The 23,436-nt window shown below is 66.4% G+C and carries 26 protein-coding genes; 18 read left to right on the forward strand and 8 right to left on the reverse strand.

Features of this window, described 5'->3' with window-relative positions; genetic code table 11:
• The first annotated feature begins 52 nt into the window (after positions 1–52).
• Genes ACKY0X_RS14705 through ACKY0X_RS14715 form a run of 3 tightly spaced genes read left to right on the forward strand, consistent with a single transcriptional unit; the run spans position 53 to position 2,228 of the window.
• Positions 53–820: an Asp/Glu/hydantoin racemase gene (locus tag ACKY0X_RS14705; RefSeq protein ID WP_409426631.1), complete on the forward strand. Its 768-nt coding sequence runs from the start codon at positions 53–55 to the stop codon at positions 818–820.
• The gene (locus ACKY0X_RS14710) at positions 817–1,539 is read left to right on the forward strand and encodes a maleate cis-trans isomerase (protein WP_409426632.1); all 723 of its coding nucleotides are present in this window, start codon (positions 817–819) and stop codon (positions 1,537–1,539) included. The genes ACKY0X_RS14705 and ACKY0X_RS14710 overlap by 4 nt, the downstream gene beginning before the upstream one ends.
• A complete protein-coding gene (locus tag ACKY0X_RS14715; RefSeq protein ID WP_065040062.1) occupies positions 1,536–2,228 on the forward strand; it encodes a GntR family transcriptional regulator in 693 nt (230 codons plus the stop codon). Before ACKY0X_RS14710 ends, ACKY0X_RS14715 begins: the two co-directional genes overlap by 4 nt.
• Before the next feature lie 3 nt (positions 2,229–2,231).
• Here ACKY0X_RS14715 and ACKY0X_RS14720 read toward each other — a convergent pair whose 3' ends face one another.
• The gene (locus tag ACKY0X_RS14720; RefSeq protein ID WP_409426633.1) at positions 2,232–3,038 is read right to left on the reverse strand and encodes an IclR family transcriptional regulator; all 807 of its coding nucleotides are present in this window, start codon (positions 3,036–3,038) and stop codon (positions 2,232–2,234) included.
• A 121-nt stretch (positions 3,039–3,159) separates the two neighbouring features.
• On the opposite strand from ACKY0X_RS14720, the gene ACKY0X_RS14725 reads away from it, so the two are divergent.
• From ACKY0X_RS14725 to ACKY0X_RS14775, 11 genes are read left to right on the forward strand one after another with little or no spacing between them, the layout of a single operon-like run.
• Positions 3,160–4,587: a Rieske 2Fe-2S domain-containing protein gene (locus ACKY0X_RS14725; protein ID WP_409426634.1), complete on the forward strand. Its 1,428-nt coding sequence runs from the start codon at positions 3,160–3,162 to the stop codon at positions 4,585–4,587.
• Positions 4,584–5,210, forward strand: a complete 627-nt coding sequence (locus ACKY0X_RS14730; protein WP_409426635.1) for a 3-phenylpropionate/cinnamic acid dioxygenase subunit beta — start codon at positions 4,584–4,586, stop codon at positions 5,208–5,210. Before ACKY0X_RS14725 ends, ACKY0X_RS14730 begins: the two co-directional genes overlap by 4 nt.
• Positions 5,207–5,467 (forward strand): dihydrodiol dehydrogenase, encoded by a 261-nt coding sequence (locus tag ACKY0X_RS14735; protein ID WP_409426636.1) that lies wholly within the window; start codon positions 5,207–5,209, stop codon positions 5,465–5,467. The genes ACKY0X_RS14730 and ACKY0X_RS14735 overlap by 4 nt, the downstream gene beginning before the upstream one ends.
• Positions 5,464–6,264, forward strand: coding sequence for a 3-(cis-5,6-dihydroxycyclohexa-1,3-dien-1-yl)propanoate dehydrogenase (gene hcaB, locus ACKY0X_RS14740; protein ID WP_409426637.1), 801 nt, complete (start codon positions 5,464–5,466; stop codon positions 6,262–6,264). The genes ACKY0X_RS14735 and hcaB overlap by 4 nt, the downstream gene beginning before the upstream one ends.
• Positions 6,261–6,989 carry a class II aldolase/adducin family protein gene (locus ACKY0X_RS14745; RefSeq protein ID WP_409426638.1) on the forward strand — a complete coding sequence of 243 codons (729 nt, stop codon included), beginning with the start codon at positions 6,261–6,263 and terminating at the stop codon, positions 6,987–6,989. The genes hcaB and ACKY0X_RS14745 overlap by 4 nt, the downstream gene beginning before the upstream one ends.
• Positions 6,986–7,735 (forward strand): protocatechuate 3,4-dioxygenase subunit beta, encoded by a 750-nt coding sequence (gene pcaH / locus ACKY0X_RS14750; RefSeq protein ID WP_409426639.1) that lies wholly within the window; start codon positions 6,986–6,988, stop codon positions 7,733–7,735. The genes ACKY0X_RS14745 and pcaH overlap by 4 nt, the downstream gene beginning before the upstream one ends.
• The gene (gene pcaG / locus ACKY0X_RS14755) at positions 7,728–8,276 is read left to right on the forward strand and encodes a protocatechuate 3,4-dioxygenase subunit alpha (RefSeq protein ID WP_409426640.1); all 549 of its coding nucleotides are present in this window, start codon (positions 7,728–7,730) and stop codon (positions 8,274–8,276) included. Before pcaH ends, pcaG begins: the two co-directional genes overlap by 8 nt.
• Entirely contained in the window at positions 8,273–9,472 is a 1,200-nt protein-coding gene (pcaB, locus tag ACKY0X_RS14760) for a 3-carboxy-cis,cis-muconate cycloisomerase (RefSeq protein WP_409426641.1), read from the forward strand. The genes pcaG and pcaB overlap by 4 nt, the downstream gene beginning before the upstream one ends.
• Complete coding sequence (gene pcaC, locus ACKY0X_RS14765) at positions 9,469–10,626, forward strand: 4-carboxymuconolactone decarboxylase (protein ID WP_409426642.1); 1,158 nt, start codon at positions 9,469–9,471, stop codon at positions 10,624–10,626. The genes pcaB and pcaC overlap by 4 nt, the downstream gene beginning before the upstream one ends.
• Complete coding sequence (locus tag ACKY0X_RS14770) at positions 10,623–11,291, forward strand: 3-oxoacid CoA-transferase subunit A (RefSeq protein WP_409426643.1); 669 nt, start codon at positions 10,623–10,625, stop codon at positions 11,289–11,291. Before pcaC ends, ACKY0X_RS14770 begins: the two co-directional genes overlap by 4 nt.
• On the forward strand, positions 11,288–11,962 hold the full coding sequence (locus ACKY0X_RS14775) for a 3-oxoacid CoA-transferase subunit B (RefSeq protein WP_409426644.1): 675 nt from the start codon (positions 11,288–11,290) through the stop codon (positions 11,960–11,962). Before ACKY0X_RS14770 ends, ACKY0X_RS14775 begins: the two co-directional genes overlap by 4 nt.
• A 62-nt stretch (positions 11,963–12,024) precedes the next feature.
• Here the strand turns inward: ACKY0X_RS14775 and ACKY0X_RS14780 are convergent, their stop codons facing one another.
• Together ACKY0X_RS14780 and serA are read right to left on the reverse strand one after the other, a co-directional pair.
• Positions 12,025–13,041, reverse strand: a complete 1,017-nt coding sequence (locus ACKY0X_RS14780; RefSeq protein ID WP_065039038.1) for a 3-isopropylmalate dehydrogenase — start codon at positions 13,039–13,041, stop codon at positions 12,025–12,027.
• Positions 13,038–14,624 carry a phosphoglycerate dehydrogenase gene (serA, locus tag ACKY0X_RS14785; protein WP_065039037.1) on the reverse strand — a complete coding sequence of 529 codons (1,587 nt, stop codon included), beginning with the start codon at positions 14,622–14,624 and terminating at the stop codon, positions 13,038–13,040. The genes ACKY0X_RS14780 and serA overlap by 4 nt, the downstream gene beginning before the upstream one ends.
• A 276-nt stretch (positions 14,625–14,900) precedes the next feature.
• Between serA and ACKY0X_RS14790 the strand changes: the two genes are divergently transcribed.
• The 3 genes from ACKY0X_RS14790 to ACKY0X_RS14800 all read left to right on the forward strand — a co-directional run bounded on the left by ACKY0X_RS14790 (position 14,901) and on the right by ACKY0X_RS14800 (position 17,637).
• Positions 14,901–15,371: a DUF4262 domain-containing protein gene (locus tag ACKY0X_RS14790; protein WP_409426645.1), complete on the forward strand. Its 471-nt coding sequence runs from the start codon at positions 14,901–14,903 to the stop codon at positions 15,369–15,371.
• A 26-nt stretch (positions 15,372–15,397) separates the two neighbouring features.
• The gene (locus ACKY0X_RS14795) at positions 15,398–16,831 is read left to right on the forward strand and encodes a phytoene desaturase family protein (protein WP_409426646.1); all 1,434 of its coding nucleotides are present in this window, start codon (positions 15,398–15,400) and stop codon (positions 16,829–16,831) included.
• 182 nt (positions 16,832–17,013) lie between these two features.
• Positions 17,014–17,637: a hypothetical protein gene (locus ACKY0X_RS14800; protein ID WP_409426647.1), complete on the forward strand. Its 624-nt coding sequence runs from the start codon at positions 17,014–17,016 to the stop codon at positions 17,635–17,637.
• Positions 17,638–17,755: 118 nt separating this feature from the next.
• Here the strand turns inward: ACKY0X_RS14800 and ilvC are convergent, their stop codons facing one another.
• The 5 genes from ilvC to ACKY0X_RS14825 all read right to left on the reverse strand — a co-directional run bounded on the left by ilvC (position 17,756) and on the right by ACKY0X_RS14825 (position 22,984).
• Positions 17,756–18,757, reverse strand: coding sequence for a ketol-acid reductoisomerase (gene ilvC / locus ACKY0X_RS14805; protein WP_192830591.1), 1,002 nt, complete (start codon positions 18,755–18,757; stop codon positions 17,756–17,758).
• A gap of 54 nt (positions 18,758–18,811) precedes the next feature.
• Complete coding sequence (ilvN, locus tag ACKY0X_RS14810) at positions 18,812–19,324, reverse strand: acetolactate synthase small subunit (protein ID WP_046284693.1); 513 nt, start codon at positions 19,322–19,324, stop codon at positions 18,812–18,814.
• The gene (locus tag ACKY0X_RS14815; protein ID WP_409426648.1) at positions 19,324–21,210 is read right to left on the reverse strand and encodes an acetolactate synthase large subunit; all 1,887 of its coding nucleotides are present in this window, start codon (positions 21,208–21,210) and stop codon (positions 19,324–19,326) included. Before ACKY0X_RS14815 ends, ilvN begins: the two co-directional genes overlap by 1 nt.
• 206 nt (positions 21,211–21,416) lie before the next feature.
• Entirely contained in the window at positions 21,417–22,271 is an 855-nt protein-coding gene (locus ACKY0X_RS14820) for a metal-dependent hydrolase (protein ID WP_409426649.1), read from the reverse strand.
• On the reverse strand, positions 22,268–22,984 hold the full coding sequence (locus ACKY0X_RS14825; protein WP_409426650.1) for a TetR/AcrR family transcriptional regulator: 717 nt from the start codon (positions 22,982–22,984) through the stop codon (positions 22,268–22,270). The genes ACKY0X_RS14820 and ACKY0X_RS14825 overlap by 4 nt, the downstream gene beginning before the upstream one ends.
• Positions 22,985–23,075: 91 nt before the next feature.
• Here ACKY0X_RS14825 and ACKY0X_RS14830 point away from each other — a divergent pair, with 91 nt between their 5' ends.
• On the forward strand, positions 23,076–23,414 hold the full coding sequence (locus ACKY0X_RS14830; protein WP_409429645.1) for a PH domain-containing protein: 339 nt from the start codon (positions 23,076–23,078) through the stop codon (positions 23,412–23,414).
• The last annotated feature ends 22 nt before the right edge of the window (positions 23,415–23,436 follow it).

The following is a 23,436-nucleotide window of genomic DNA, read 5'->3' on the forward strand; positions in this document are numbered from 1 at the left end:
TGTCAACAATCCAGGGCTGGCCTGGGGGTGGAACGTCGGTATGGGGAAACCCATGGATCTGTCCCAGTTTCCGGAATTGCCGGACTTCGACGGGCCGGTCGATCAGCGCGGTGTGGGCATCATCGCGCCGTTCGATCTGGCTATCGAACGCGAACTGTGGCGCTGGATCCCTGCCGAGGTGACGCTGCACCTGGCCCGTACCCACTACGAACCGGTTCCGGTCAGCCGGGCCATGGCCGAGCTGGTCTCTGACACCAACCACCTCCAGGCGGCGACCCGAGACGTGCTGCACGTGGAACCGGAGGTGGTCGCCTATCTCTGTTCGTCGGGCAGCTTCATCCACGGCGTCGAATATGAGAAGACGTTGGTCGCGGCAATCGAAGCCGCCGGCGCCAAGACGGCGGTCACCACGTCGGGGGCACTGGCCGAAGCGATTATCGCGCTGGATATCTCGCGGATCAGCGTGCTGACTCCCTACGACGAGGAGCTGACCGACCTGCTGCGCGTGTTCTTGAATCAGCTCGGGGTGTCCGTGCTGCACTCGGATCACCTCGGCCTGGGCGGGGGAATCTGGAAAGTCAACTACCGCACCGTGGCCGAACGAATCCTGGCGGCGGATCGTCCAGAGTCGCAGGCCATCTTCGTCAGCTGCACCAACCTGCGTACCTACGACATCGTCGCGCCGCTGGAGCAGATGCTGGGCAAACCGATCCTCACGGCCAACCAACTCACGATGTGGGCGTGCCTGGGCCGGATGGAGCTGCCGATGATGGGCCCCGGCCGGTGGCTCCGCGACGTCTTCACCGGAGCCCCGCGATGACGGCCGCGCAACCCACCGTCGGGTTCATCTATCCCGACCATGCCGCCGAGTCCGACTACCCGCGCGCCGCCCGTCTGCTGGACCTGCACCTGCCCGTGGTGCACATCTACGGCACCGACCTGCATGCCGTACCAGAGCTGATGGACCTCGGCAGCCCAGACAAACTCGCCCGGGGGGCAGCGTTGCTGGCGCCGCGGCGGCCCGCCGCGGTGGTCTGGGCGTGCACATCGGGCAGCTTCGTGTTCGGGCCCACGGGCGCGGCCGAGCAGGTCGAGCGGCTGGCAGCGGAAGCGGGCGTCCCCGCCTCGAGCACCTCGTTCGCGTTCGTGCATGCGTTGGCCGCGCTCGCCTGCCGCCGCGTTGCGGTAGCGGCCAGCTATCCGCGCGATATCGCTGAGCTGTTCGTGAGCTTCGTTGCTGCCCATGGCATCACCGTCGACGCCATGGGCGATGCCGGCATCCCCACCGCTGCACAGGTGGGCCGGATGACGCCGAGTCAGGTCCGGGAGTTGGCGCTGCGCAATGATTCTCCCCGGGCGGACGCACTGTTGATTCCCGACACCGCCATGCACACCGTCGATCTCGTCGACGAACTCGAGCAACTGCTCGGCAAGCCGGTACTGACAGCCAATGCGGTGACGGTGTGGGAAGGTTTGCGCATCGCCGGGATAACCCGGCGGACTAACGGGCTGGGCGCATTGTTCGAGGATGGGCGATGACAATCTCACACGATGCCGGGTTTGAGCCACTGAGCCGGGCCTCGACGGCCGAACTGATCGCCGAACGACTGCGAGAGGCGATCACCCGCGGCCGGCTGTCGCCGGGTCAGCAGCTCGGCGAGGCGAGTCTGGCCGCGCAGTTTGCGGTGTCGCGTGGGCCGGTACGTGAGGCGATGCAGCGGTTGGTGGCCGAAGGGTTGCTGCGCAGCGAACGAAACCGGGGCATCTTCGTCGTCGAACTCACCGATGACGACGTCCGCGACGTATATCAGGCACGCAAGGCCATCGAACGCGCCGCGGTGATCGAAGTGCTCCGCGGTGACCCGCGCGGCGCGGCAGCGCGATTGCGCGGCCCGGTAGAGGCCCTGCGGGAGGCCGCCGCCCAAGGCGACGGCACCGCGGCGGCCGACGCCGACCAGGCGTTCCACGAGGTGCTGGTCGAGTGCGCCGGCAGTCCACGACTGCATCGCGCGATGCGGACCCTGCTTTCGGAAACGCGCATCCTGCTCGGCGAACTCGAAGAGGCCTACCCCGACCTGCGCGAGCAAGTCACCGAACATGTCGTACTGCGCAAGGCGATCGGTGCCGGAGACGAAGATCTGGCGATCCGACTGATCGACGAGCACATGGACGATGCGGTACGGCGCCTGTTGGCGCGGCGGGCGCAGCTGCTCGTGGCCCCGTCATAGCACCTAGCCGATCTGCGCGCCTATCTCGTTGGCCGCCTCGACCAGCACGGCTGCCACCCCTCGGTACTGCGAACTGCTCAGCCGGTGAACGGGCGCTGCGGCATTGAGCGCCAGCAGCACACCTGGTGCACGCGTGGGAATCGGCACCGCGACCGAGGCGACGCCGTCCTCACTGCCCTCCCGGTTCACCGCGTAGCCCTGTTGCCGTATCCGACCGAGCTCGCGTTGCAGCTCCGTCCTGGTGCTCACCGAATGGTTCGTCACACGCTGCAGCTCTTCGTCGGGATACAGGCGGACGATGTCGGCATCAGACAGGCGCGCCAGTAGCGCCTTGCCGGTCGAGGTGCAGTGCGCAGGCATGGTGCGTCCCAACCGTGAGGCGACCCGCACCGCGGTCTGCCCCTCGGCGGCGGCGATGAAGCGAACGTTGGCGCCCTCAAGTACGCCCAGATGCACCGACTCGTTGAGGCGTTCGCTCAGGCGCAGCAGTACCGGCTTTGCCGCACCCTCGATATCGATGCGGTTGAACACCGAAAACGCCACGCTCATCAGCGCCGGCCCGGGGTGATACGCCTTGGACGCCGGATCCTGGCGTACGAAGCCGCGATACTGCAGCATCGCCAACAGGCGGTGAGCGGTAGAGGATGCGACGCCCAGGTGATTGGCCGCGTCGGTCAAACGGATCAGCGGCCGCTCCCCCAGCAACAGCAGAAGCTTCAACGCCCTATCCACCGATCCGATCGGATACTGCGGCACTCCCCGATCCAGGGCCGCGTCGCCGGGCGGCCAAACAGGCTCGTCATTCTGCATAGCAGAGACAGTACTCAGCGTTGTTGACCTGCAAGCCCTGATCCTGGCAAAGTTTTCTCCCGCCCCAGAAATTTTCTCTGCATACCAGACATCGCGGGCCTTCAAGACTGGAGACGCATCGATGAGTGATCACCGGCATGTCCTCGATGAGGTCAGGCGGGGAATGATCCCAGCGCACATCTACAACGACGCCGAGATCTTCGAACTCGAGAAGCAGCGGCTCTTCCGTCGCGCCTGGATGTTCGTCGCGCATGAGTCGGAGATCCCGCAAGACGGCGACTACGTCGTGCGACGCCTGCTCGACGACTCGTTCATCATCGCGCGCGACTCCAAGGGCGACGTGCGGGCCATGTTCAACATGTGCCTGCATCGCGGGATGCAGATCTGCCGCGCCGAGATGGGCAATGCCTCCAATTTCCGATGCCCGTACCACGGCTGGTCGTATCGCAACGATGGGCGCATCACCGGCCTGCCCTTCCACCAAGAGGCCTATGGCGGCGAGGCCGGCTTCTCCAAGCGCGGCCAGACTCTGTTGCCGGCACCGAGCCTGGCCAGTTACAACGGTCTGATCTTCATCAGCCTTGACCCGCAAGCTCCTCCACTCGAAGAGTTTCTCGGCGACTTCAAGTTCTATCTGGACTTCTACACCAAGCAGAGTCGCAGCGGTCTTGAGGTGCGCGGCCCGCAACGGTGGCGCATCAAAGCGAACTGGAAGATCGGCGTCGAGAACTTCGCCGGGGACATGTATCACACCCCGCATACCCACGCCTCAGTCGTCGACATCGGGCTGTTTCGGGAACCGAAGGCGCAGAAGCGCAAAGACGGTGCGACGTACTGGGCGACCTGCGGCGGCGGTACCACCTACAAGCTGCCGCCGGGCAACTTTGAGGAACGGATGCGCTACGTCGGCTACCCCGACGAGATGGTGGGGCGAATCAAGGACGTGTGGTCCGCCGATCACCAGCGCCTGGTCGCCGACGACGGCTTCATGATCTCGGCGGCATCGTGCTTTCCCAACATGAGCCTGGTGCACAACTGGCCGAAGATTCAAGACAGCGAAGATGTGTTGCCGTTCATATCGATTCGTACCTGGCAGCCGATCAGTGAGAACGAAACCGAGGTGTACTCGTGGTTCGCGGTCGACGCGGCCGCCCCCGAGCAGTTCAAGAAGGACTCCTACAAGGCCTACCTGATGTGCTTTGGCTCCACCGGCATGTTCGAACAGGATGACGTGGAGAACTGGGTGTCGCTGACCAACACCGCTGCCGGCTCCATGGCCCGGCAACTGTTGCTCAACGGACGGATGGGCCTGCTCGCCGACGACACCCCGGTGGTCAACGCGTTACCGCCAGAACTGTTCCATGGCCCAGGCACCGCTCAAGTCGGCTACAACGAGAACAATCAGCGGGCGATCCTTCGGATGTGGGCCGATCACCTCCAGATGTCTCCGGTAGCGACGGACACCGCAGCGATGGGCACGCAGCGCGACGGAATCACCCCCCTGGTGCAGACCAACGGCTCGTCGGCATGCGAGGAGGCCCGGGTATGACATCCGCCGAGAAAAGTCAGCGGCCCGGGTTCGCCCGGCCGAAAGACGCCGACGGCCCGTGGGAGCTGGCAGTTCTGGGTGATCATGCACCCAAGAAGGTCCGTACCGGTAAGCCCTTGCCGTTCAACGACACCCGACACCTGCAGGCACATCAGTTCTTGGTCGACGAGGCGTATCTGCTCGACGCACAGCAGTACACCGACTGGCTCGACACCCTCACCGACGACATCCATTACTTCATGCCCGTCCGAGTGACCACCGCCTCGGGCGCTGGATTCGACACGTCGCCCGGCATGGCCCACTTCGACGAGAACAAATACTCGTTGAACCGGCGCGTCGCGCGCTTCGCGACCGAGCACGCCTGGACCGAAGATCCTCCGTCACGGCTGCGCCATCACATCACCAACGTCCGCACCTTTGCCTGCGATGATGACCAGCACCTGATCGTCGAGTCAGCCGAGCTGCTCTTCCGCAGCCGTGGCGACGTGAACGAGGCGGCGTTCGTCTCCTGCGGCCGTGAAGACCTACTGCGGCGCACAGATGACCAGTGGAAGTTGGCGCGGCGCACCATCTATGTCGACGAGTCGGTCCTGCGCATGCAGAACCTGGCGGTCTTCCTATGAGCGCACTCGACGACCTCATGGCCAACGCGGTCGGTGACGCCATAACCGTCGCCAACGAATTCACCGAAGTGACGCTGCAGCGGGTCGACACCCGCAACGGGTCGCGCCTGTTGATCAGCTCACCGAAGTCGGGGCAATGGATCAGTCTCGACGCCCTGGAACTTGAAGCATTGACCTGGCAGAACGCCTACACTCTGGCGGCGATGGTCGGCAACATGCATCAACCGCTCCTCTCGGACGACAGTGACCTGCCGTGACGCAATGGCTGGACGGTAAGCGGGCGCTCGTCGTCGGCGCCGGCTCGGGCATCGGCCGAGCAGTCGTCGACGCCTATCTCGACGAGGGAGCCCAGGTCGCGGTATTGGAACGCGATCGGTCGAAATGCGATGCGCTGGCAGCTGAGTTGCCGGGAGTTCGGGTGACACACGGCGACGCAACGACTTCCGAGGCAAACGAGCGTGCCGTCGCCGCTGCCGTTGCGGCTTTCGGTGGCCTCGACACGCTGGTCAACTGCGTTGGAATCTTCGACTTCTACAAGGGAATCACCGATATCTCGACCGCAGAGCTCGAGCCGGCGTTCGACGAGATGTTCAAGACGAACGTGCTGAGTCAGCTGCAGTCGGTGAAAGCCGCCCTTCCCGCGCTTCAAGCCCAGGAGAGGTCGTCGATCGTCCTCACCGAGTCCGCGTCATCGTTCTACCCGGGACGCGGCGGCGTACTTTACGTCGCATCGAAGTTCGCCGTGCGCGGCCTGGTCAGCACTCTCGCCTACGAACTCGCCCCGCACATCCGCGTCAACGGCGTTGCGCCGGGCGGAACATTGAACACCGACCTGCGCGGATTGCAGAACCTGTCACTCGACCATATCCGGCTGGACGACACCCCCGACCGGGCCCGCGATCTCGCGGCACGCACCCCGCTCAACGTGGCGCTCACCCCGCAGGACCACGCCTGGAGCTACGTATTCCTGGCATCAGACCGGTCCCGCGGAATCACGGCCGGGACCACACATCCCGACGGCGGATTCGGAATGACCACCGGGGGCACCGCGTGACCGCCGACGATCTGGCGCCGCTGCGACTCGAGGTTGCGCAGGCCTGCCGCGTCGCCGCCGCCCGGGGCCTGGTGGACGGCATTCTCGGACACATCAGTGCCCGCGTCGACGAACACCACCTACTCGTGCGGTGCCGCAGCGACACCGACGACGGCGTGGCGTTCACTCGTCCCGACGACATTCGGCTCATCCGCTTGGACGGAACACCGGGAATGCCAGGGGAACTGGACGGATATCGGGTGCCCAACGAGCTGCCGATCCACGTCGAAACCCTGCTGGCCCATCCCGAACACCGGGCAGTGGCCCACCTGCATCCCCCGGCCGTCGTGGCCGCCGATCTGGCGGGCATCACGATCGCACCCATCTACGGGGCCTTCGACATCCCCGGCGCATGGCTGGCGCGCCGAGGCGTCCCGGTGTACCCGCGGGCCGTGCTGATCCGCACCACGGAACTCGGCAAAGAAATGGTTGCCGCCATGGCGGGTAAGCCGGTGGTGATCTGTCGCGGCCATGGAATCACCAGTGCCGCTGCCACAGCTGCCCAGGCTGTCCTGCAGGCGATCAGCCTGGACCAATTGGCTTCGATGTCGCTGCGGATCCGCAGCGCAGGCGGCACCTGCAAGCCCATCGACGAGGCAGATTGGGCAGATCTGCCCGACCTCGGTCCCGCGTTCACCGCGGATGCCGCCTGGCGCTACGAGCTGGCCCGGCTGGAGCAGCGATGACTGGTCAGGCGGAGATCAGCGCCGAAATCGGGGCGATCCAGGCCGATTACCAGCGTGCGGGCCTCGAGGAAAGCCAACCCAGACTCGACTACCCGCCGTACCGCAGCAGCGTGCTTCGGCATCCCAAAAACGCCCTACTCCTGGCAGACCCGGAGGCCGCCGAACTGCAGGCGCCCTGTTTCGGCCAGGACGACGTCGCACCGCTCGAGTCCGATCTGACGATCCAGCACGCGGGCACACCGATCGGTGAGCGCACCGTGGTGACCGGGCGGATCGTCGACGGCAACGGCAGGCCGGTGCGCCGTCAACTCGTCGAGATCTGGCAGGCCAACGCCAGCGGGCGCTACCTCCATCAGGGCGATCAGCATCCCGCACCGTTGGACCCCAATTTCACCGGCGCGGGGCGTTGCCTCACCGACGACGACGGGTTCTACCGGTTCACGACGATCAAGCCCGGCCCGTACCCGTGGCGTAACCACCACAACGCCTGGCGGCCGGCGCACATCCATTTCTCGGTGTTCGGAACTGATTTCACCCAACGGATGATCACTCAGATGTATTTTCCGGGCGACCCGCTGTGCCCGTTGGATCCGATCTACCAGTCGATCACCGACCAGAAGGCTCGTGATCGGCTCGTGGCGGTCTACGACCACGACATCACCAGCCACGAATGGGCCACCGGCTACCGGTGGAACATCGTGCTCACCGGACCAGCCGCAACGCCGTTCGAGGATCACGATGACTGAGCTGACGGCCACTCCCGGGCAGACCATCGGCCCGTTCTTCGGCTATGCGTTGCCATTCGAACGCGGCAACGAGCTCGTATCCCCTGACTCGGCCGATGCCATCGGGCTGCACGGCACCGTCACCGACGGCGCTGGGGCGCCCGTTCCCGACGCGCTGTTGGAGATCTGGCAGGCCGATGCGAGCGGTACCGTGCCGCGGGCCAGTTCGCTTCGCCGCGACGGCGACACCTTCAGCGGATGGGGACGCGCCGCGACAGATGCAGGCGGCCACTACAGCTTCACGACGGTGAAACCCGGTGCGCTCCATCGGTCGGCACCATTCATCACCGTCGCCGTGTTTGCGCGGGGCCTGCTGAACCGGTTGTTCACCCGCGCCTATCTGCCCGGCGATCACCTCCATGCGGATCGCTTGCTGAATTCCGTGGCGGCTGAGCGTCGACATACCCTCATCGCAGTGCCCGACGAGGGTGGCTTTCGGTTCGACATCAGGCTGCAAGGCGCCGACGAGACGGTATTCCTGCGCTATCGGGGGCAACCATGACCGACTTGTTGTGGCCCGGCGACCACCGGGCCGGGCCGATCTTCAGCGACGCGGCGTACCTGGCTGCGATGGTGCGGGTTGAAAGTGCCTGGCTCGATGTGCTTGTCGACGCCGAGATCGCGCCGGCGGCGGCACGGGCCGACCTGACCGCGGCGGTCTCGGCAGCGGACGCCGAAGCGGTGGCCGTGGCTGCCGAGACGACCGGCAACCCGGTGCCGGGCCTGCTCGATTTACTCCGCGAACGCACCGGTGGCGAACCGGCACGCTGGCTGCACCGCGGCCTGACCAGCCAGGACGTCGTCGACACCGCGCTGATGCTCTGCCTGCGAGACGCATTGGATCGGGTTCGCCACGAGCTCGGCACCCAGGTACGCACCCTGGCCGCGCTGGCCGAGACCTACCGTGACAGCCCCATGCTTGCCCGCACCTTGACGCAACCCGCGTTGCCCACCACGGTTGGCACGAAGTTTGCCAACTGGCTGACCGGAGTTTTGGACGGCGCCGACTGCGTCGCCGCACTGCCGCAGCTTTCGGTGCAGGCCGGCGGCGCCGCGGGAACTATGGCCGCTGCCAGCGAGTTGGCCGGTTCTCCTGCCGATGCCATCAGCCTGTCCGGACGATTGGCCGCAGCCCTTGGCCTTGCTGACGGCCCGCCATGGCACACCACTCGGTCAGTGATCACCCGCGCCGGCGACGCGTTGGTGACATGTTGCGACGCCTGGTCCCACATCGCCAATGACGTTGCGACGAGCGGCAGGCCCGAGATCGGTGAACTGGCCGAGGGCCGCGGCGGCGGTTCGTCGACGATGCCGCACAAGAACAATCCGGTGTTATCCGTACTGATCCGCCGTACTGCCGTGGTGGCACCGCCGCTGGCCGCCAGCTTGCACGCCGCGTCGGCAGGCAGCATCGATGAGCGTTCCGACGGCGGTTGGCACGCCGAGTGGGCGGCCCTGCGGACCTTGTCCCGCTATACCGTCGTAGCTGCCACGCAGACAACAGAGCTGCTGACCGGACTGGTCATCGACACCGATCGCGCCGCCACGAATCTCGCCGCCGCAGGCGATCTGCTCGGCGAGCAGCGAGCGATGACCGAACTGACCGGGAAAACCACTCGAAGCGACTACACCGGGGCCGCAAACCAACTCATCGATGCCGTGCTGCAACGCGCGCACCACCACTTGGAGGCAACATGAGCGTGCCGCGACTGGTCGGCACCGACTTCGGCGGCCCGCCGAACGCGGACCTGCTCCTGCTCGGTCCATCGCTCGGGACATCGGCAACCGCCCTGTGGGGCTTGGCCGCTGAACAACTCGCCGAGCGTCTGCGCGTCGTCGCCTGGGACCTTCCCGGCCACGGTCGTAGTCCGGCGGCTGGATTCCGGATGCCAGACCTGGCGGCAGGCGTACTGGCCTTGGTGGACGAGATCGCGCCGCGCGCGGCGTTCCATTACGCCGGAAATTCGATCGGTGGAGCGGTCGGCTTGCAGTTGCTGCTCGATGCCCCCGAGCGGGTGTCGAGTGCCACGCTGCAATGCACGGGCGCCGCCATCGGCCGAGCCGAGGATTGGGCGACACGCGCGGACACCGTGCGCGCATCGGGCACCGGCGCGGTCGTCGAGGCTTCCCTGCAGCGCTGGTTCGCACCCGGTTTCATCGATCGAGCGCCGGGGCTGGTCGCGGCACTGGTAGATGCGCTGCGCGGCACCGACGACGAATCGTATGCCCAGGCCTGTGAGGCACTGGCCGACTTCGATGTCACCGCGCGACTCGGTCAGATCGCTGCACCGGTGTTGGCCATTGCCGGTTCCCATGATGGCGCTACTCCCCCGGAGTTGCTGGGGCGCATCGCTTCCGGTGTCCAACACGGCCGTCTGGTGGTGCTCGACGACGTCGGCCACCTGGCACCGGTCGAGGCCCCCAAGGCGACGGTCAACCTTATTCTCGCCCACCTGATGGTGCGCGATCCGGTCTACACCGCGGGCATGTCGGTGCGCCGACAGGTCTTGGGCAACGAACACGTCGACCGCACGATCGCACACACCACCGAGTTCACCGCCGACTTTCAAGACCTGATCACCCGTTACGCGTGGGGGAACATCTGGACCCGAGACGGCCTCGACCGACGCAGTCGCTCGATCGTCACCCTGACCGCCCTGGTGGCTCGGGGCCACCATGAGGAGCTGGCCATGCATCTGCGCGCGGCGCGCCGCAACGGCCTGTCCAACGACGAGATCAAAGAGGTGCTGTTGCAGACCGCTATCTATTGCGGTGTACCCGATGCCAATACCGCGTTCCGCATCGCCGCGCAGGTGCTGGCCGACCACGACAGCTCAGAGGGCGAACGGTGAGCCGTGCCGTAGTCTGCGACACCGCCGCCGAAGCGGTATCCGGAGTCGCCGACGGCGCAACGGTTTTGGTTGGCGGGTTCGGCTTGGCCGGCCTGCCCACCGTGCTGATCGATGCACTGATCGCCCAGGGCGCTCACGATCTGACCATCGTCAGCAACAATGCGGGCACTGCTGATACCGGGCTGGCGGCACTGTTGGCCGCCGGGCGGGTCCGCAAACTGATCTGTTCGTTTCCCCGCCAGTCCGATTCCTATGTGTTCGACGGCCTGTATCGCACCGGCAAGATCGAGCTGGAACTCGTGCCGCAGGGCAACCTCGCCGAACGCATCCGCGCTGCCGGCGCTGGTATCGGAGCGTTTTACTGCCCCACCGGAGTTGGCACGCTGCTCACCGAGGGCAAGGAGATTCGGACCATCAACGGCCGGGACTACGCGCTGGAGTACCCCATCCACGCCGACGTCGCATTGATCCGCGCCTACGTCGGGGATCGCTCGGGAAATCTGGTGTACCGCAAGACCGCCCGCAACTTCGGTCCGGTGATGGCTACCGCCGCCGCGCTGACGGTCGCCGAAGTGTCCCGTGTCGTCGACACCGGCCAACTCGATCCCGAAGCGATTGTCACCCCGGGTATCTACGTAGACCGGATCCTGGAGACGAGCTCGTGACGCCGACCCCTGCTCTTCCCGTCGAGCATGTTGATCGCGCTCCCCTGTCCCGCGACGAACTCGCCGCCGTGATCGCCCGGGATATCCCGGCGGGTTCCTATGTCAATCTCGGCATCGGGCAGCCCACGCTGGTCGCCGATCACCTGTCACCTGACGACGCGGTGGTACTGCACACCGAGAACGGCATGCTGGGCATGGGGCCGGCAGCACGGGGCGACGACGTCGATCCCGATCTCACCAATGCCGGCAAGATCGCGGTGACCGAGATGCCCGGGGCCTCCTACTTCCATCACGCCGACTCCTTCGCGATGATGCGCGGCGGGCACCTCGACGTGTGCGTGCTGGGAGCCTTACAGGTCAGCCAGTACGGGGACCTGGCCAACTGGCATACCGGGGAACCGGGCGCGATCCCCGCCGTCGGAGGAGCAATGGACTTGGCGATCGGAGCCAAGAAGGTCTTCGTGATGATGGATCTGTTCACCAAAGACGGTGCCGCCAAACTGGTTCCGTCGTGCACCTACCCGCTGACCGGTCTACGTTGCGTCAACAGGGTCTACACCGAGCACGCCATCATCGACATCGACACGGCCACCGGAACGCTGCGGGCGCGCGAAACCTTCGGCACCTCCGTCGCGGGCCTCGCGGCGAGATTGCCCGTCCGTTTCAGCTAGTCCAGCGCGCTATCCCACGATGATGCGGCCCAAGCCAGTTGGGCCGCATCATCAAAGCCGCGTCAGAGCAGGCTCAAGATCCGGTCACCGGTGGCGACCGTCGACAACTTCTGCCCACCACGGGTAGCCAGGTGCTGCTCGACGGCAGCATCGACCCGAGCCGCGGCCTCGTGCTCGCCGATGTGACCCAGCAGCATGGCCACCGATGTCACCGCCGCGGTCGGGTCGGCAATGCCCTGCCCGGCAATGTCGGGCGCACTGCCATGCACCGGCTCGAACATCGACGGGTTGACACCGGTGGCGTCGATGTTGCCGCTGGCCGCCAGCCCGATCCCGCCGCAGACAGCACCCGCGAGGTCGGTGATGATGTCGCCGAACAGGTTGTCGCTGACGATCACGTCGAACCGGCCGGGGTCGGTGACCATGTAGATCGTGGCGGCGTCGACGTGGGTGTAGGCGGTCTCGACGTCCGGGTAGTCCTTGGCGATTTCGGCCACCGTCCGCGTCCACAGCGATCCCGCGTAGGCCAGCACGTTGTTCTTGTGCACCAGAGTCAGGTGCTTACGCCGGGCGCGGGCCTTCTCGAAGGCGAATCGCACCACCCGGGCCACCCCGAACGCGGTGTTGACGCTGACCTCGGTGGCGACCTCGTGGGGCGTGCCGACCCGCAGCGCCCCGCCATTGCCGGTGTAAGGGCCCTCGGTTCCTTCGCGCACCACCAGGAAGTCGATCTCCGGCGGATCGGCCAGCGGGCTGGACACTCCCGGGTACAGCCGGCTGGGACGCAGGTTGACGTGGTGGTCGAGGGCGAAGCGGGCATGCAGCAACAGGCCGCGCTCCAGCACACCCGACGGCACCGACGGGTCACCGATCGCACCGAGCAGGATCACGTCGTGGCCGCGGATCTCCTCCAGTACCGAGTCCGGCAGGACCTCGCCGGTGGCGTGATAGCGCTTGGCCCCCAGGTCGTATTCGGTCTTCTCGGTGCCCGGGAGCACCGCGTCGAGCACCTTGACGGCCTCGGCGATGACCTCCGGGCCGATCCCGTCGCCGGGAATGACAGCAAGCTTGAGGCTCATGACAGGTCTACCTCTTCAATCTTGTTGGCACCGACCGCAGCAGTGATCGCCGACTGCACGTCGGCGGGCACCTGGCGGTCGACCCGCAGCAGGACGGTCGCCGCAGGCCCTTCGGCGTCCTCGGACAGCTGCGCGGCGTGGATGTTGATACCCGCAGAGCCCAGCAGGGTGCCGATCTTGCCGAGCGCACCGGGCTGGTCGGAGTAGTTGATGATCAGGTTGACGCCCTGGGCCCGCAGGTCGAAGTGCCGGCCGTTGATCTCGACGATCTTCTCCACCAGCTGGGTGCCGGACAGAGTGCCGGCAACCGTGACGGTGGAGCCGTCGGCGGTGACCGCCTTGAGCTCGACGACACTGCGGTGGTTGGGACTTTCGGTCGCGGTGCCGATCTCGGCGTCGACACCGCGTTCGGCGGCCAGGGCGGGCGCGTTGACAAAGGTCACCGGGTCTTCGATGACCGCCGAGAACAGGCCGCGCAACGCCGACAAGCGCAGCACCCCAACATCTTCGGAGGCCAGCTCGCCGCGCACCTGTACCGACAGCGACACCGGCAGCCCGTCGGAGAGCGCACCCGCCAGCAGGCCGAGCTTGCGCACCAGGTCCAGCCAGGGCGCGACTTCCTCGCTGACCGCGCCACCGCCGACGTTGACCGCGTCGGGAACGAATTCGCCGGCCAGCGCCAGCTTCACGCTCTTGGCGACGTCGGTGCCGGCCCGGTCCTGGGCCTCGGCGGTCGATGCGCCCAGGTGCGGGGTCACCACCACCTGCGGCAGGTCGAACAGCGGCGAGTCGGTGCACGGTTCGGTGGCGAACACGTCCAGACCGGCGGCCCGCACGTGGCCGCTGGTGATCGCCTCGGCCAGTGCCGCCTCGTCGATCAACCCGCCGCGGGCAGCGTTCACGATGATCACCCCGGGCTTGGTCTTGGCCAGGTTCTCCTTGCCGATCAGACCCGCGGTCTCGGGGGTCTTCGGCAGGTGCACCGAGATGAAGTCGGCGCGGCCGAGCAGCTCGTCGAGGCTGAGCAGCTCGATGCCGAGCTGGGCGGCGCGGGCCGCCGACACGTACGGGTCGTAGGCGACGATGTGGGCGCCGAACGCGGCCAGCCGCTGGGCGACCAGCTGTCCGATGCGCCCCAGGCCGACCACGCCGACGGTGTGGTCGTAGATCTCGGTGCCGGAGAACGACGATCGCTTCCACTGCTTGCCGTGCAGTGAGGCGTCGGCGGCGGGGATCTCGCGGGCGGCGGCGAGCATCAGCGCGATCGCGTGCTCGGCGGCGCTGTGGATGTTCGAGGTCGGGGCGTTGACCACCAGCACACCTCGGGCGGTGGCAGCCTCGACGTCGACGTTGTCCAGGCCGACCCCGGCGCGCGCCACGATCTTGAGCTTGGTGCCGGCCGCGAGGACCTCGGCGTCGACGGTGGTGGCCGAGCGCACCAAAAGCGCGTCGGCGTCCGGTACCGCGGCCAGCAGCTTCTCCCGGTCCGGGCCGTCCACCCAGCGAACCTCGACCTGGTCGCCGAGGGCGGCGACGGTCGATTGGGCGAGTTTGTCAGCGATCAAAACCACGGGCAGAGTCACCCGGAACAGCGTAGTGGTCGGTCGCAAGCGCGACGAAGTCGGGCGCTGGGGGTACCTCCCGCTTGCGGGGGACGGGCCGACCACCATCAGCACAGCGCTGGTCGCAAGCGCGACGAAGCCGGGCGCAGCGGGCCGCCGCCCGTCCCGAGATTGCCCTGAGGCGGGCGCTGCGCCGATTTCACCTGCCTGAGTTCAATCTCGCGACGCGACGCCCATTTCTTGTCGGACCGTCGGCGCACCCTGAGGTCAATTCGACCCGAAGGAAGGGGTGCACCTATGTGCTGGAAATGCGATCACCCGGACAGCACCGTCGAGCAGTGGCTGGATGCCATTCGCGCCACGGTGGACAAACACGGTTGGGCGGTGCAATACGTGGAGAGCGACCGCGCGCCGTTCGCCTACACGGTCGGCTTGCATGAACACGGCCTGCCCGAGCTGCTGGTGACGGGTCTGCCGCCGGAGCAAACGGCCCGGTTGCTCAACGGCGTGGCCGCCTATCTGCTGAGGGGTGGACGACCGCTGCCCGGCGAATGGATCGAGGGACCCGACGGTCAGCTGATCGCCGTAGTCGCGGTGGAGCATCCGGATGCGCACATGAACGTGGCAATCGCGTTCTACGGCCGCAGTGTGCGGGCATTACAGCTGGTGTGGCCAGATGAGCGCGGCCATCGGCCGTGGTGCCCCGAATTCGACAACGGCGGCGTCCGGCAGCCGGTGCTGGGGGTGCGCCCCGATATGGCCGCATAGCGCGGGTCGCTCCCTACTATCGACGGATGGATGTCACCGTCGTCGGTAGTGGACCCAACGGCCTGGCTGCCGCCGTCATCTGTGCCCGCGCTGGCCTGTCGGTTCAGGTTTTGGAAGCCCAGCCCACGTTCGGCGGCGGCGCGCGCACCGCCGCCGATCCGGAATTCAGTGACGTCGCCCATGACATCTGTTCAGCGGTGCACCCGCTCGGGTTGGCATCGCCGTTCTTCACCGAGTTCGATCTGGCCGCCCGCGGTGTGCGGCTGACGTCGCCGGAGATCTCCTATGGCAATCCGCTGGATCATCGGCCGGCGGCAATCGCCTACCGGGACCTGGACCGCACCTGCGCAGAGTTGGAGCACGGTTCCTCCTGGCGACGGCTGCTCGGTCCACTGGTCGCCGACGGCCAAGCCATCGTGAAGTTCCTGCTGGGCGATAAACGGTCCGTCCCGTCCGGGATCGCGACGGTCGCTCGACTGGGGCTGCGGATGGCCGAGCAGGCCGGCCCGGCCTGGAACGCGACGCTGTCCGGCGACGATGCCCGCGCCCTCTACACCGGGGTGGCCGCGCACACGATCTCGCGACTGCCGTCGGTGACCTCGGCCGGCGCCGGCATGATGCTGGCAACGCTTGGCCATACGGTCGGCTGGCCCATCCCGATCGGCGGCAGCCAGGCGATCACCGATGCACTCATCGCAGACCTGACCGCGCACGGCGGCCAACTGGCCACCGATAACCCGGTGCGAAAGCCGCCCGGCGGCGTGGTGCTGTTCGACACCGCCCCGACCGAGCTGCTGTCGATCTACGGGGACGCGTTACCGGCCCGGTATGCGAAGGCACTGCGCCGTTACCGTTTCGGCTCGGCAGCCGCCAAGGTCGACTTCGTGCTCGCCGATGAGGTGCCGTGGAGCGATCCGCGCCTGGCCCAGGCGCCCACGCTGCATCTCGGGGGTGACCGCAAACAGATGGCCCAGGCCGAAGCCGAGATCGCCGCCGGCCGGCACGCTGCGCAGCCGATGATCTTGGCGGCGTTACCTCATCTGGTCGACCCGTCTCGCATCGATGCCGCTGGACGCCGCCCGATGTGGGCTTACGCCCACGTTCCGGCCGGCTCGACCGTTGATCAGGCCGAGACCGTGACCGCAGGCATCGAGCGATTCGCCCCCGGCTTCCGCGACATCGTGGTCGCGGTGCGATCCGTGCCCGCAGCCCAGCTGGCACACCACAACGCCAACTACGTCGGCGGCGATATCTCTGCCGGCGGCAACAGCGCGTGGCGGGCGCTGGCCGGGCCAACACCTCGGGTAAACCCTTGGGCCACAGCGATTCCGGGGGTGTATCTGTGCTCAGCAGCCACTCCGCCGGGCGCCGGCGTGCACGGAATGGCCGGCTATTACGCCGCGCGCACCGTGCTGCGACGCGAGTTCGGGATCGACCGGCTACCGAGCCTGGCACCCTGACCGGCCGGACACCCATGCCCGGGCGCTAGCGAAGGCGTCAGCTTTGCGGGAACCTACGGTCCGCACAGATTTTTCCCAGTTAATTAGAGACGTACTGCCAGGTTTGGTGTAGCCTCAGCTAACTTGTGTCGGGCGTTACAGAGACGCCGGAGAGTGGCACAAGTCACATTTAAGGAGAAACCGTGCCAACCCTTCTTCGTCCGTTTGCCTTGGCGGGCGCCGCGCTCATCGGCGCCAGCGCCATTGCCGCAACTCCCGTGATCGTCGCCCCGGCGAACCTGCACACGCCGGCCATCGAACTCACTGCTGACGGCGGCGGTGTGCTCGATGGCGCCCTCGGTAACATCGACTTCGCCGGTATCCTCAGCGGCCTTGGCGACTGGCTGAACAACATCGACTTCTCCGCTATCTTCAGCGACCTGTTCGCCAACCTAGACCTGTCCGGCATCTTCGACGATCTGTTCACCAACTTCGACCTGTCGGGGATATTCAGCGGCCTCACCGACTTCCTGGCTAACTTCGACCTCTCCGGCATCCTCAGCGGCCTCTTCGACAACTTCGACTTGTCGGCCATCTTCGGCGGCCTCGGCGACATCTTCGCCAACTTCGACCTGTCGAGCCTCTTCAGCGGCCTCACCGACCTGCTGACCAACTTCGACCTGTCGAGCCTGTTCGACAACTTCGACCTGTCGAACCTGTTCGATAACTTGGACCTGTCGGCCCTGTTCGACGACTTGGACCTGTCCACCTTGTTCTCGGGACTGGACCTGTCCGGCTGGCTCGACGGCTTGCTCGGCAGCCTGTAAGCACCACAAACGGCGAGTGGCCCCTTCCAAAGGAAGGGGCCACTCGTCTTTGGGGATCGTCTTGTCCTCGATAGCCCTTGTGGGCCAACGGCTATCGAGGAGAAAACAGCACCGCGGCTTAGGCGGTTTCGGTGATGGGCCGGTCCACCCAGCTCATCAGGTCGCGCAACTTCTTGCCGGTGACCTCGATGGGGTGCTCGGCGTTCTCCTTGCGCAGACCCTCGAGTTCCTTGTTGCCGCCCTCGACGTTGGCCACCAGGCGCTTGACGAACGTGCCGTCCTGGATGTCGGACAGAATGTCGCGCATCCGCTGCTTGGTGTCGGCGTCGATCACGCGCGGGCCGGACAGGTAGCCGCCGAACTCCGCGGTGTCGCTCACCGAGTAGTTCATCCGCGCGATGCCACCCTCATACATCAGGTCGACGATCAGCTTGAGCTCGTGCAGCACCTCGAAGTAAGCCATCTCCGGGGCGTAGCCCGCCTCGACCATGACCTCGAAGCCGGCCTTGACCAGTTCTTCGGTGCCACCGCACAACACGGCCTGCTCGCCGAACAGGTCGGTCTCGGTCTCTTCCTTGAAGGTGGTCTTGATGACGCCGGCCCGGGTGCCGCCGATGCCCTTGGCGTACGACAAGGCCAGCGCCTCACCCTCACCATTGGGGTCTTGCGCGATCGCGATCAGCGAGGGCACGCCCTTGCCGTCGACGAACTGCCGGCGCACCAGGTGGCCCGGCCCCTTGGGCGCGACCATCCCGACGGTGATGTCGGCGGCCGGCTTGATCAGGCCGAAGTGGATGTTGAGGCCGTGGCCGAAGAACAGCGCGTTGCCCGCCACCAGGTTCGGCTCGATGTCGTTGGTGAAGATCTCGGCCTGGGCGGTGTCGGGGGCCAGCACCATGATCACGTCCGCCCACTTGGCGACCTCGGCGGGGGTGTCGACCTCGAGGCCCTGCTCGGCGACCTTTGCGCGCGACTTCGACCCTTCCTTGAGGCCCACCTTCACCTGCACACCGGAGTCCCGCAGGCTCAGCGAGTGCGCGTGTCCCTGGCTGCCGTAACCGATCACGCCGACCTTGCGGCCCTGGATGATCGACAGGTCAGCGTCGTCGTCGTAGAACATCTCAACTGCCACTGGTTTTCTTCCTTACTATCTTTACTGGCTTTTTCTGGGGGACTACTTGGTCGTGCCGATGCCGCGCGGACCGCGAGACAACGATACGAGACCCGATTGGACGATTTCGCGGATGCCATAGGGCTCCAGCACCCGCAGTAGCGCATCGAACTTGGCCGGCGTACCGGTGGCCTCGATGATCAACGACTCCGGAGAGACATCGATCACCCTGGCGCGGAACAGGTTCACCGCCTCGACGATCTGTCCGCGCGTACTGGCATCGGCACGGACTTTGATCAGCGCGATCTCGCGGGAGACGGAGTTGTCCTCCTCCTGCTCGACGATCTTGATGACGTTGATCAGCTTGTTGAGCTGCTTGGTGATCTGCTCCAGCGGGGTGTCCTCCACCGAGACCACGATCGTCATCCGCGACATGTTCTTGGTCTCGGTGGCGCCGACGGCCAGCGACTCGATGTTGAAGCCGCGGCGGGAGAACAGTGCCGCCACCCGCGCGAGCACACCGGGCTTGTCTTCGACCAACACCGACAGGGTGTGGGTCTTCCAGCCTGTCGCCATCACGCGTGCCCCTCATTGTTCTCGTCGTCGAACAGCGGCCGGATGCCGCGCGCAGCCTGGATCTCGTCGTTGCTGGTGCCAGCGGCCACCATCGGCCACACCTGCGCATCCGCGCCGACGATGAAGTCGATCACCACCGGCCGGTCCGTGACCGCCCGCGCCTGATTGATCACGTCTTCGACGTCTTCTTCACGCTCGCAACGCAATCCGACACAGCCCAGCGCCTCGGCCAGCATCACGAAGTCGGGGATGCGGTGCGAGTGGGTGGCCAGGTCGGTCTGGCTGTAGCGCTCCCCGTAGAACAGGGTCTGCCATTGGCGCACCATGCCCAGGTTGCCGTTGTTGATCAACGCAACCTTGATCGGGATGCCCTCAATCGCGCAGGTGGCCAACTCCTGGTTGGTCATCTGGAAGCAGCCGTCGCCGTCGATCGCCCACACCTCCGCGTCCGGGCGGCCCATCTTGGCGCCCATGGCCGCCGGGATCGAGAAGCCCATGGTGCCCAGGCCCCCGGAGTTCAGCCAGGTGCGCGGCTTCTCGTACTTCACGAACTGCGCGGCCCACATCTGGTGCTGGCCGACGCCGGCAACATAGAGCGCGTCGGGTCCGGCGATGCGGCCCAGCGTCTCGATGACGAACTCCGGCGAAAGACTGCCGTCGCTCTGTGGCCCGTAGCTCAGCGGGTAAGTCGAGCGCACCCCGTCGAGGTAGCTCCACCAGTCGGCGAGATCGAGGGAGCCCAGCGTCTTTTCCTGGCGCAGCACCTCGAGCAGCTCGGTGATGACGGCCTTGACGTCACCAACGATCGGAACGTCGGCGTGCCGGTTCTTGCCGATCTCGGCCGGGTCGATGTCGGCGTGAATCACCTTGGCGTCCGGGGCGAACGAATCCAGTTGGCCGGTGACCCGGTCGTCGAATCGGGCGCCCAGGGTAATCAGAAGATCCGAGCGCTGCAGCCCGGCCACCGCCGCGACCGTACCGTGCATACCGGGCATGCCCAGGTGCTGACGGTGGCTGTCCGGGAACGCACCGCGGGCCATCAAGGTGGTGACCACCGGGATGCCGGTCAGCTCGGCCAGCTCGGCCAGTTCCTCACAGGCATCCCCGCGGATCACGCCGCCACCCACATAGAGCACCGGGCGGCTCGCGGCCGCGATCAGCTTGGCGGCCTCGCGGACCTGCCGGCTGTGCGGCTTGGTGGTGGGCTTGTAGCCGGGCAGGTCCAGCCGCGGCGGCCAGGCGAAGGTGCACTGGCCCTGCAGCACATCCTTGGGGATATCAACGAGAACCGCTCCAGGCCGTCCGCTCGCCGCGATGTGGAACGCCTCGGCCAGCGCACGCGGGATGTCGTCACCGTTGCGAACCAGAAAGTTGTGCTTGGTGATCGGCATGGTGATGCCGGAGATGTCGGCCTCCTGGAAGGCGTCCGTGCCGATCAGTTGACGGCCGACCTGACCGGTGATCGCGACCACCGGGATGGAGTCCATCTGGGCGTCGGCCAGCGGCGTGACCAGATTGGTGGCGCCCGGCCCCGAGGTGGCCATACACACCCCGACCCGTCCGGTGGCGTGCGCGTAGCCGCTGGCCGCGTGCCCGGCGCCCTGCTCGTGGCGGACCAGCACGTGGCGCAGTTTCTTCGAGTCGAACAGCGGGTCGTAGACCGGCAGCACCGCGCCGCCGGGGATGCCGAAGATCACGTCGACGTCGAGCTCTTCCAGCGATCGGATCACCGACTGGGCACCGGTCATCTGCTCCGGCGGAACCCGCTTGGCGGGTGACTGGGCCTTGCCCGAAGCCGCGTCCGAGGCCTTGTCAACGGACTTAGCCCCGTTGGGGGCTTGCGACTGTGCCGACCGCTCCGGCGGTCGCGTGGTGGGTGCGCTCACGGTTTCCTCTTTGTCTTCGACGACTGTGTCTTTGGAGACTGCTGGCAACAAAAAACCCCCGCCAGCTCAGCTGCTGCACGAGGGTTGCGCGTCGGTGTTGGAAGTTCAGGCAACAACCAACGCGCAGTGGGCTACTACGAGCATGCCGTTGTCCATAGCAGACGACGGTAGCCGCTGGACCGAGCATGCGTCAAATGAGCGAGCGCTCAGTTCAGGTGGTCGACCAGCGAACCCTGCTCGCCGAACAGCGCCGCCTCCCAGTGCTCGAGCAGCGCGGCGTTGTCGTGGTCGTCGGGATGGAAGCCCGGCCGCAGGTACTCCCCCAGCCGGCGGAAGACCGCGCGGGTCAAGAAGGGCGAGTGCCGCAGGGCCGCAAAGCTGCGGACGAGTCGCACCGGGTGATAGGCGGCGCGGTCGGCGAAGAGCGAGATGATGGTGTTCGTCACGACGGCGAGGGGGAAGGTGAAGCGGATGATCCGCATGGTCCGGATGCGCCTGGTCTCGTCGCCGCCCACCGCGCGATAGACGTCGAAGGCCACCGAGCGGTGCTCGGATTCCTCGATGGCGTGCCACAGCAACATGGACCGCACTTCGGTCGTGCCGAGCAGGGCCTGGGCCCGCTCGTCCGAGAGCAGGGTCTCGGCGAAGACGGCGGTGAAATGTTCGAGTGCGGCCGTGATCGCCAGGCAGGTCAGCGGGGAGAACCGTCGTTCGATGACCTTCTGGCGGCGGTTCACCAGCCGGTCGATCCTGCGGGTCGGGTAACCCATCTCGTGCAGGCGCTCATTGAGTGCACGGTGCTCGCGCCCGTGGGTGACCTCCTGGCCGATGAATCCCTTGACCTGATCTTTGAGGGCGGGGTCGGTGATCTGGTCGGCGTAGCGACGCACCGAACGAATGAAGAAGTCCTCTCCCTCCGGGAACACCGCCGACAGGTGCGCGATCATGTGGCTCATCACCAGGTCACCCTGAACGAAGTGGCGATCCAGGGCCGCCACCGGGTAGTTGAACCGGATGCGACGCGGCTGTACCGCCACCGGGCGGTTCTCGTTGGCGGTCATGACTCTCTCTCGGGTTGGGGGTCTGCAAAGCCGGTCGCCAGTGGCCGAACCAGCATCTTGAAAGTTTCGAGAATGTCGTTGGTGGCTACCGGTTCGTGACCCTCTATCGACCGCGACATCGCCAAGCCGTTCATCAGCACAAAAGCCATCTGCAGGCCGATGCGCGACCGTGGGGCGCCGACATCGGCGGGGTCGGCCGGGCCGAGCAGTTGGTCGTAGACCCGCTCGCAGGCTTCCGCGAACTGCCGATCGGTTTCGATGACCGCCGGCGCCAGCTCCCGGTCGGTGCGCGCCGCCACCCACAGCTCGTGCGTTGCGGTGAAGGTCGGACCGGAGAACATCGACCACAGCAGGTCGAAGGCCTCATCGAGCTTGTCGGCGGACGGGTCCAGCCCCGCCATCAGCACCTCGAACTCTTCGATGCGGCGGTTCAGCGAGAACTCGATGGCGGCGGTCAGCAGGCCGATCTTCGTCGGGAAATGTCCCTGTAGCGCCCCCACCGAGACGCCGGCACGCCGGGCTACCTCGGTCGTGGTGGTTCCCTTGAAACCAACCTCTACCAGCGCGTCGAGCGTCGCGTTGAGCAGCGCATGCCGGGTCTCGGCAGTGCGCTCCGCCTGGGTTCGGCGGGGTTTGGTCGGCGACACGCGTCCATCATTCAACACATAAAATAAGTAGTCAATATTTATTTTTACCAAGGCGCTGCCTGCCACCCAGCGGGTCGCCCAACGCCGACGGTGACATCATGCGGGGGTGGCCTCTCCTTCCCCCGATCCCGCACCTCTGGTGATCCGTATCTCGCCGATGGCCCACTTCGCGGTCGGCTTTCTGGCCCTCGGTCTGCTGATCCCGGTGTTGACCTGGCCAGTCACCGCACCCTTGTTGGTGCTGCCGATCCTGCTGTCGGTGCTGATCGCTCGGTGGCGAACAGTGGCCGACGCTCAGCAGATCACCGTGCGGACCCTGACGGGCAGCCGCTCGATGGGTTGGGATGCCATCGACGGCTTGGGATTCACCCGGGGATCGTGGGCGCGGGCCCACCTGCGCGACGGCGAGATTGTGCGGTTGCCCGCGGTAAGTTTCGCCACCCTGCCGCTGCTGACCGAGGCCAGCGGCGGGCGGGTGCCCAACCCGTATCGCTGAATCGGTGGCAAGGCGGCGCCGA

Source organism: Mycobacterium sp. SMC-11, assembly GCF_046250095.1.
Lineage (GTDB): Bacteria > Actinomycetota > Actinomycetes > Mycobacteriales > Mycobacteriaceae > Mycobacterium > Mycobacterium heraklionense_A.

Excerpts from the sequence above, each read along its gene's own strand:
- ACKY0X_RS14705 (WP_409426631.1), top strand. The coding sequence starts at position 53 with ATGGATCTGTCCCAGTTTCCGGAATTGCCGGACTTCGACGGGCCGGTC.
- ACKY0X_RS14710 (WP_409426632.1), top strand. The coding sequence starts at position 817 with ATGACGGCCGCGCAACCCACCGTCGGGTTCATCTATCCCGACCATGCC.
- ACKY0X_RS14715 (WP_065040062.1), top strand. The coding sequence starts at position 1,536 with ATGACAATCTCACACGATGCCGGGTTTGAGCCACTGAGCCGGGCCTCG.
- ACKY0X_RS14720 (WP_409426633.1), bottom strand. The coding sequence starts at position 3,038 with ATGCAGAATGACGAGCCTGTTTGGCCGCCCGGCGACGCGGCCCTGGAT.
- ACKY0X_RS14725 (WP_409426634.1), top strand. The coding sequence starts at position 3,160 with ATGAGTGATCACCGGCATGTCCTCGATGAGGTCAGGCGGGGAATGATC.
- ACKY0X_RS14730 (WP_409426635.1), top strand. The coding sequence starts at position 4,584 with ATGACATCCGCCGAGAAAAGTCAGCGGCCCGGGTTCGCCCGGCCGAAA.
- ACKY0X_RS14735 (WP_409426636.1), top strand. The coding sequence starts at position 5,207 with ATGAGCGCACTCGACGACCTCATGGCCAACGCGGTCGGTGACGCCATA.
- pcaH (WP_409426639.1), top strand. The coding sequence starts at position 6,986 with ATGACTGGTCAGGCGGAGATCAGCGCCGAAATCGGGGCGATCCAGGCC.
- pcaG (WP_409426640.1), top strand. The coding sequence starts at position 7,728 with ATGACTGAGCTGACGGCCACTCCCGGGCAGACCATCGGCCCGTTCTTC.
- pcaB (WP_409426641.1), top strand. The coding sequence starts at position 8,273 with ATGACCGACTTGTTGTGGCCCGGCGACCACCGGGCCGGGCCGATCTTC.
- pcaC (WP_409426642.1), top strand. The coding sequence starts at position 9,469 with ATGAGCGTGCCGCGACTGGTCGGCACCGACTTCGGCGGCCCGCCGAAC.
- ACKY0X_RS14780 (WP_065039038.1), bottom strand. The coding sequence starts at position 13,041 with ATGAGCCTCAAGCTTGCTGTCATTCCCGGCGACGGGATCGGCCCGGAG.
- ACKY0X_RS14790 (WP_409426645.1), top strand. The coding sequence starts at position 14,901 with ATGTGCTGGAAATGCGATCACCCGGACAGCACCGTCGAGCAGTGGCTG.
- ACKY0X_RS14795 (WP_409426646.1), top strand. The coding sequence starts at position 15,398 with ATGGATGTCACCGTCGTCGGTAGTGGACCCAACGGCCTGGCTGCCGCC.
- ilvC (WP_192830591.1), bottom strand. The coding sequence starts at position 18,757 with ATGTTCTACGACGACGACGCTGACCTGTCGATCATCCAGGGCCGCAAG.
- ilvN (WP_046284693.1), bottom strand. The coding sequence starts at position 19,324 with ATGGCGACAGGCTGGAAGACCCACACCCTGTCGGTGTTGGTCGAAGAC.
- ACKY0X_RS14820 (WP_409426649.1), bottom strand. The coding sequence starts at position 22,271 with ATGACCGCCAACGAGAACCGCCCGGTGGCGGTACAGCCGCGTCGCATC.
- ACKY0X_RS14830 (WP_409429645.1), top strand. The coding sequence starts at position 23,076 with ATGGCCCACTTCGCGGTCGGCTTTCTGGCCCTCGGTCTGCTGATCCCG.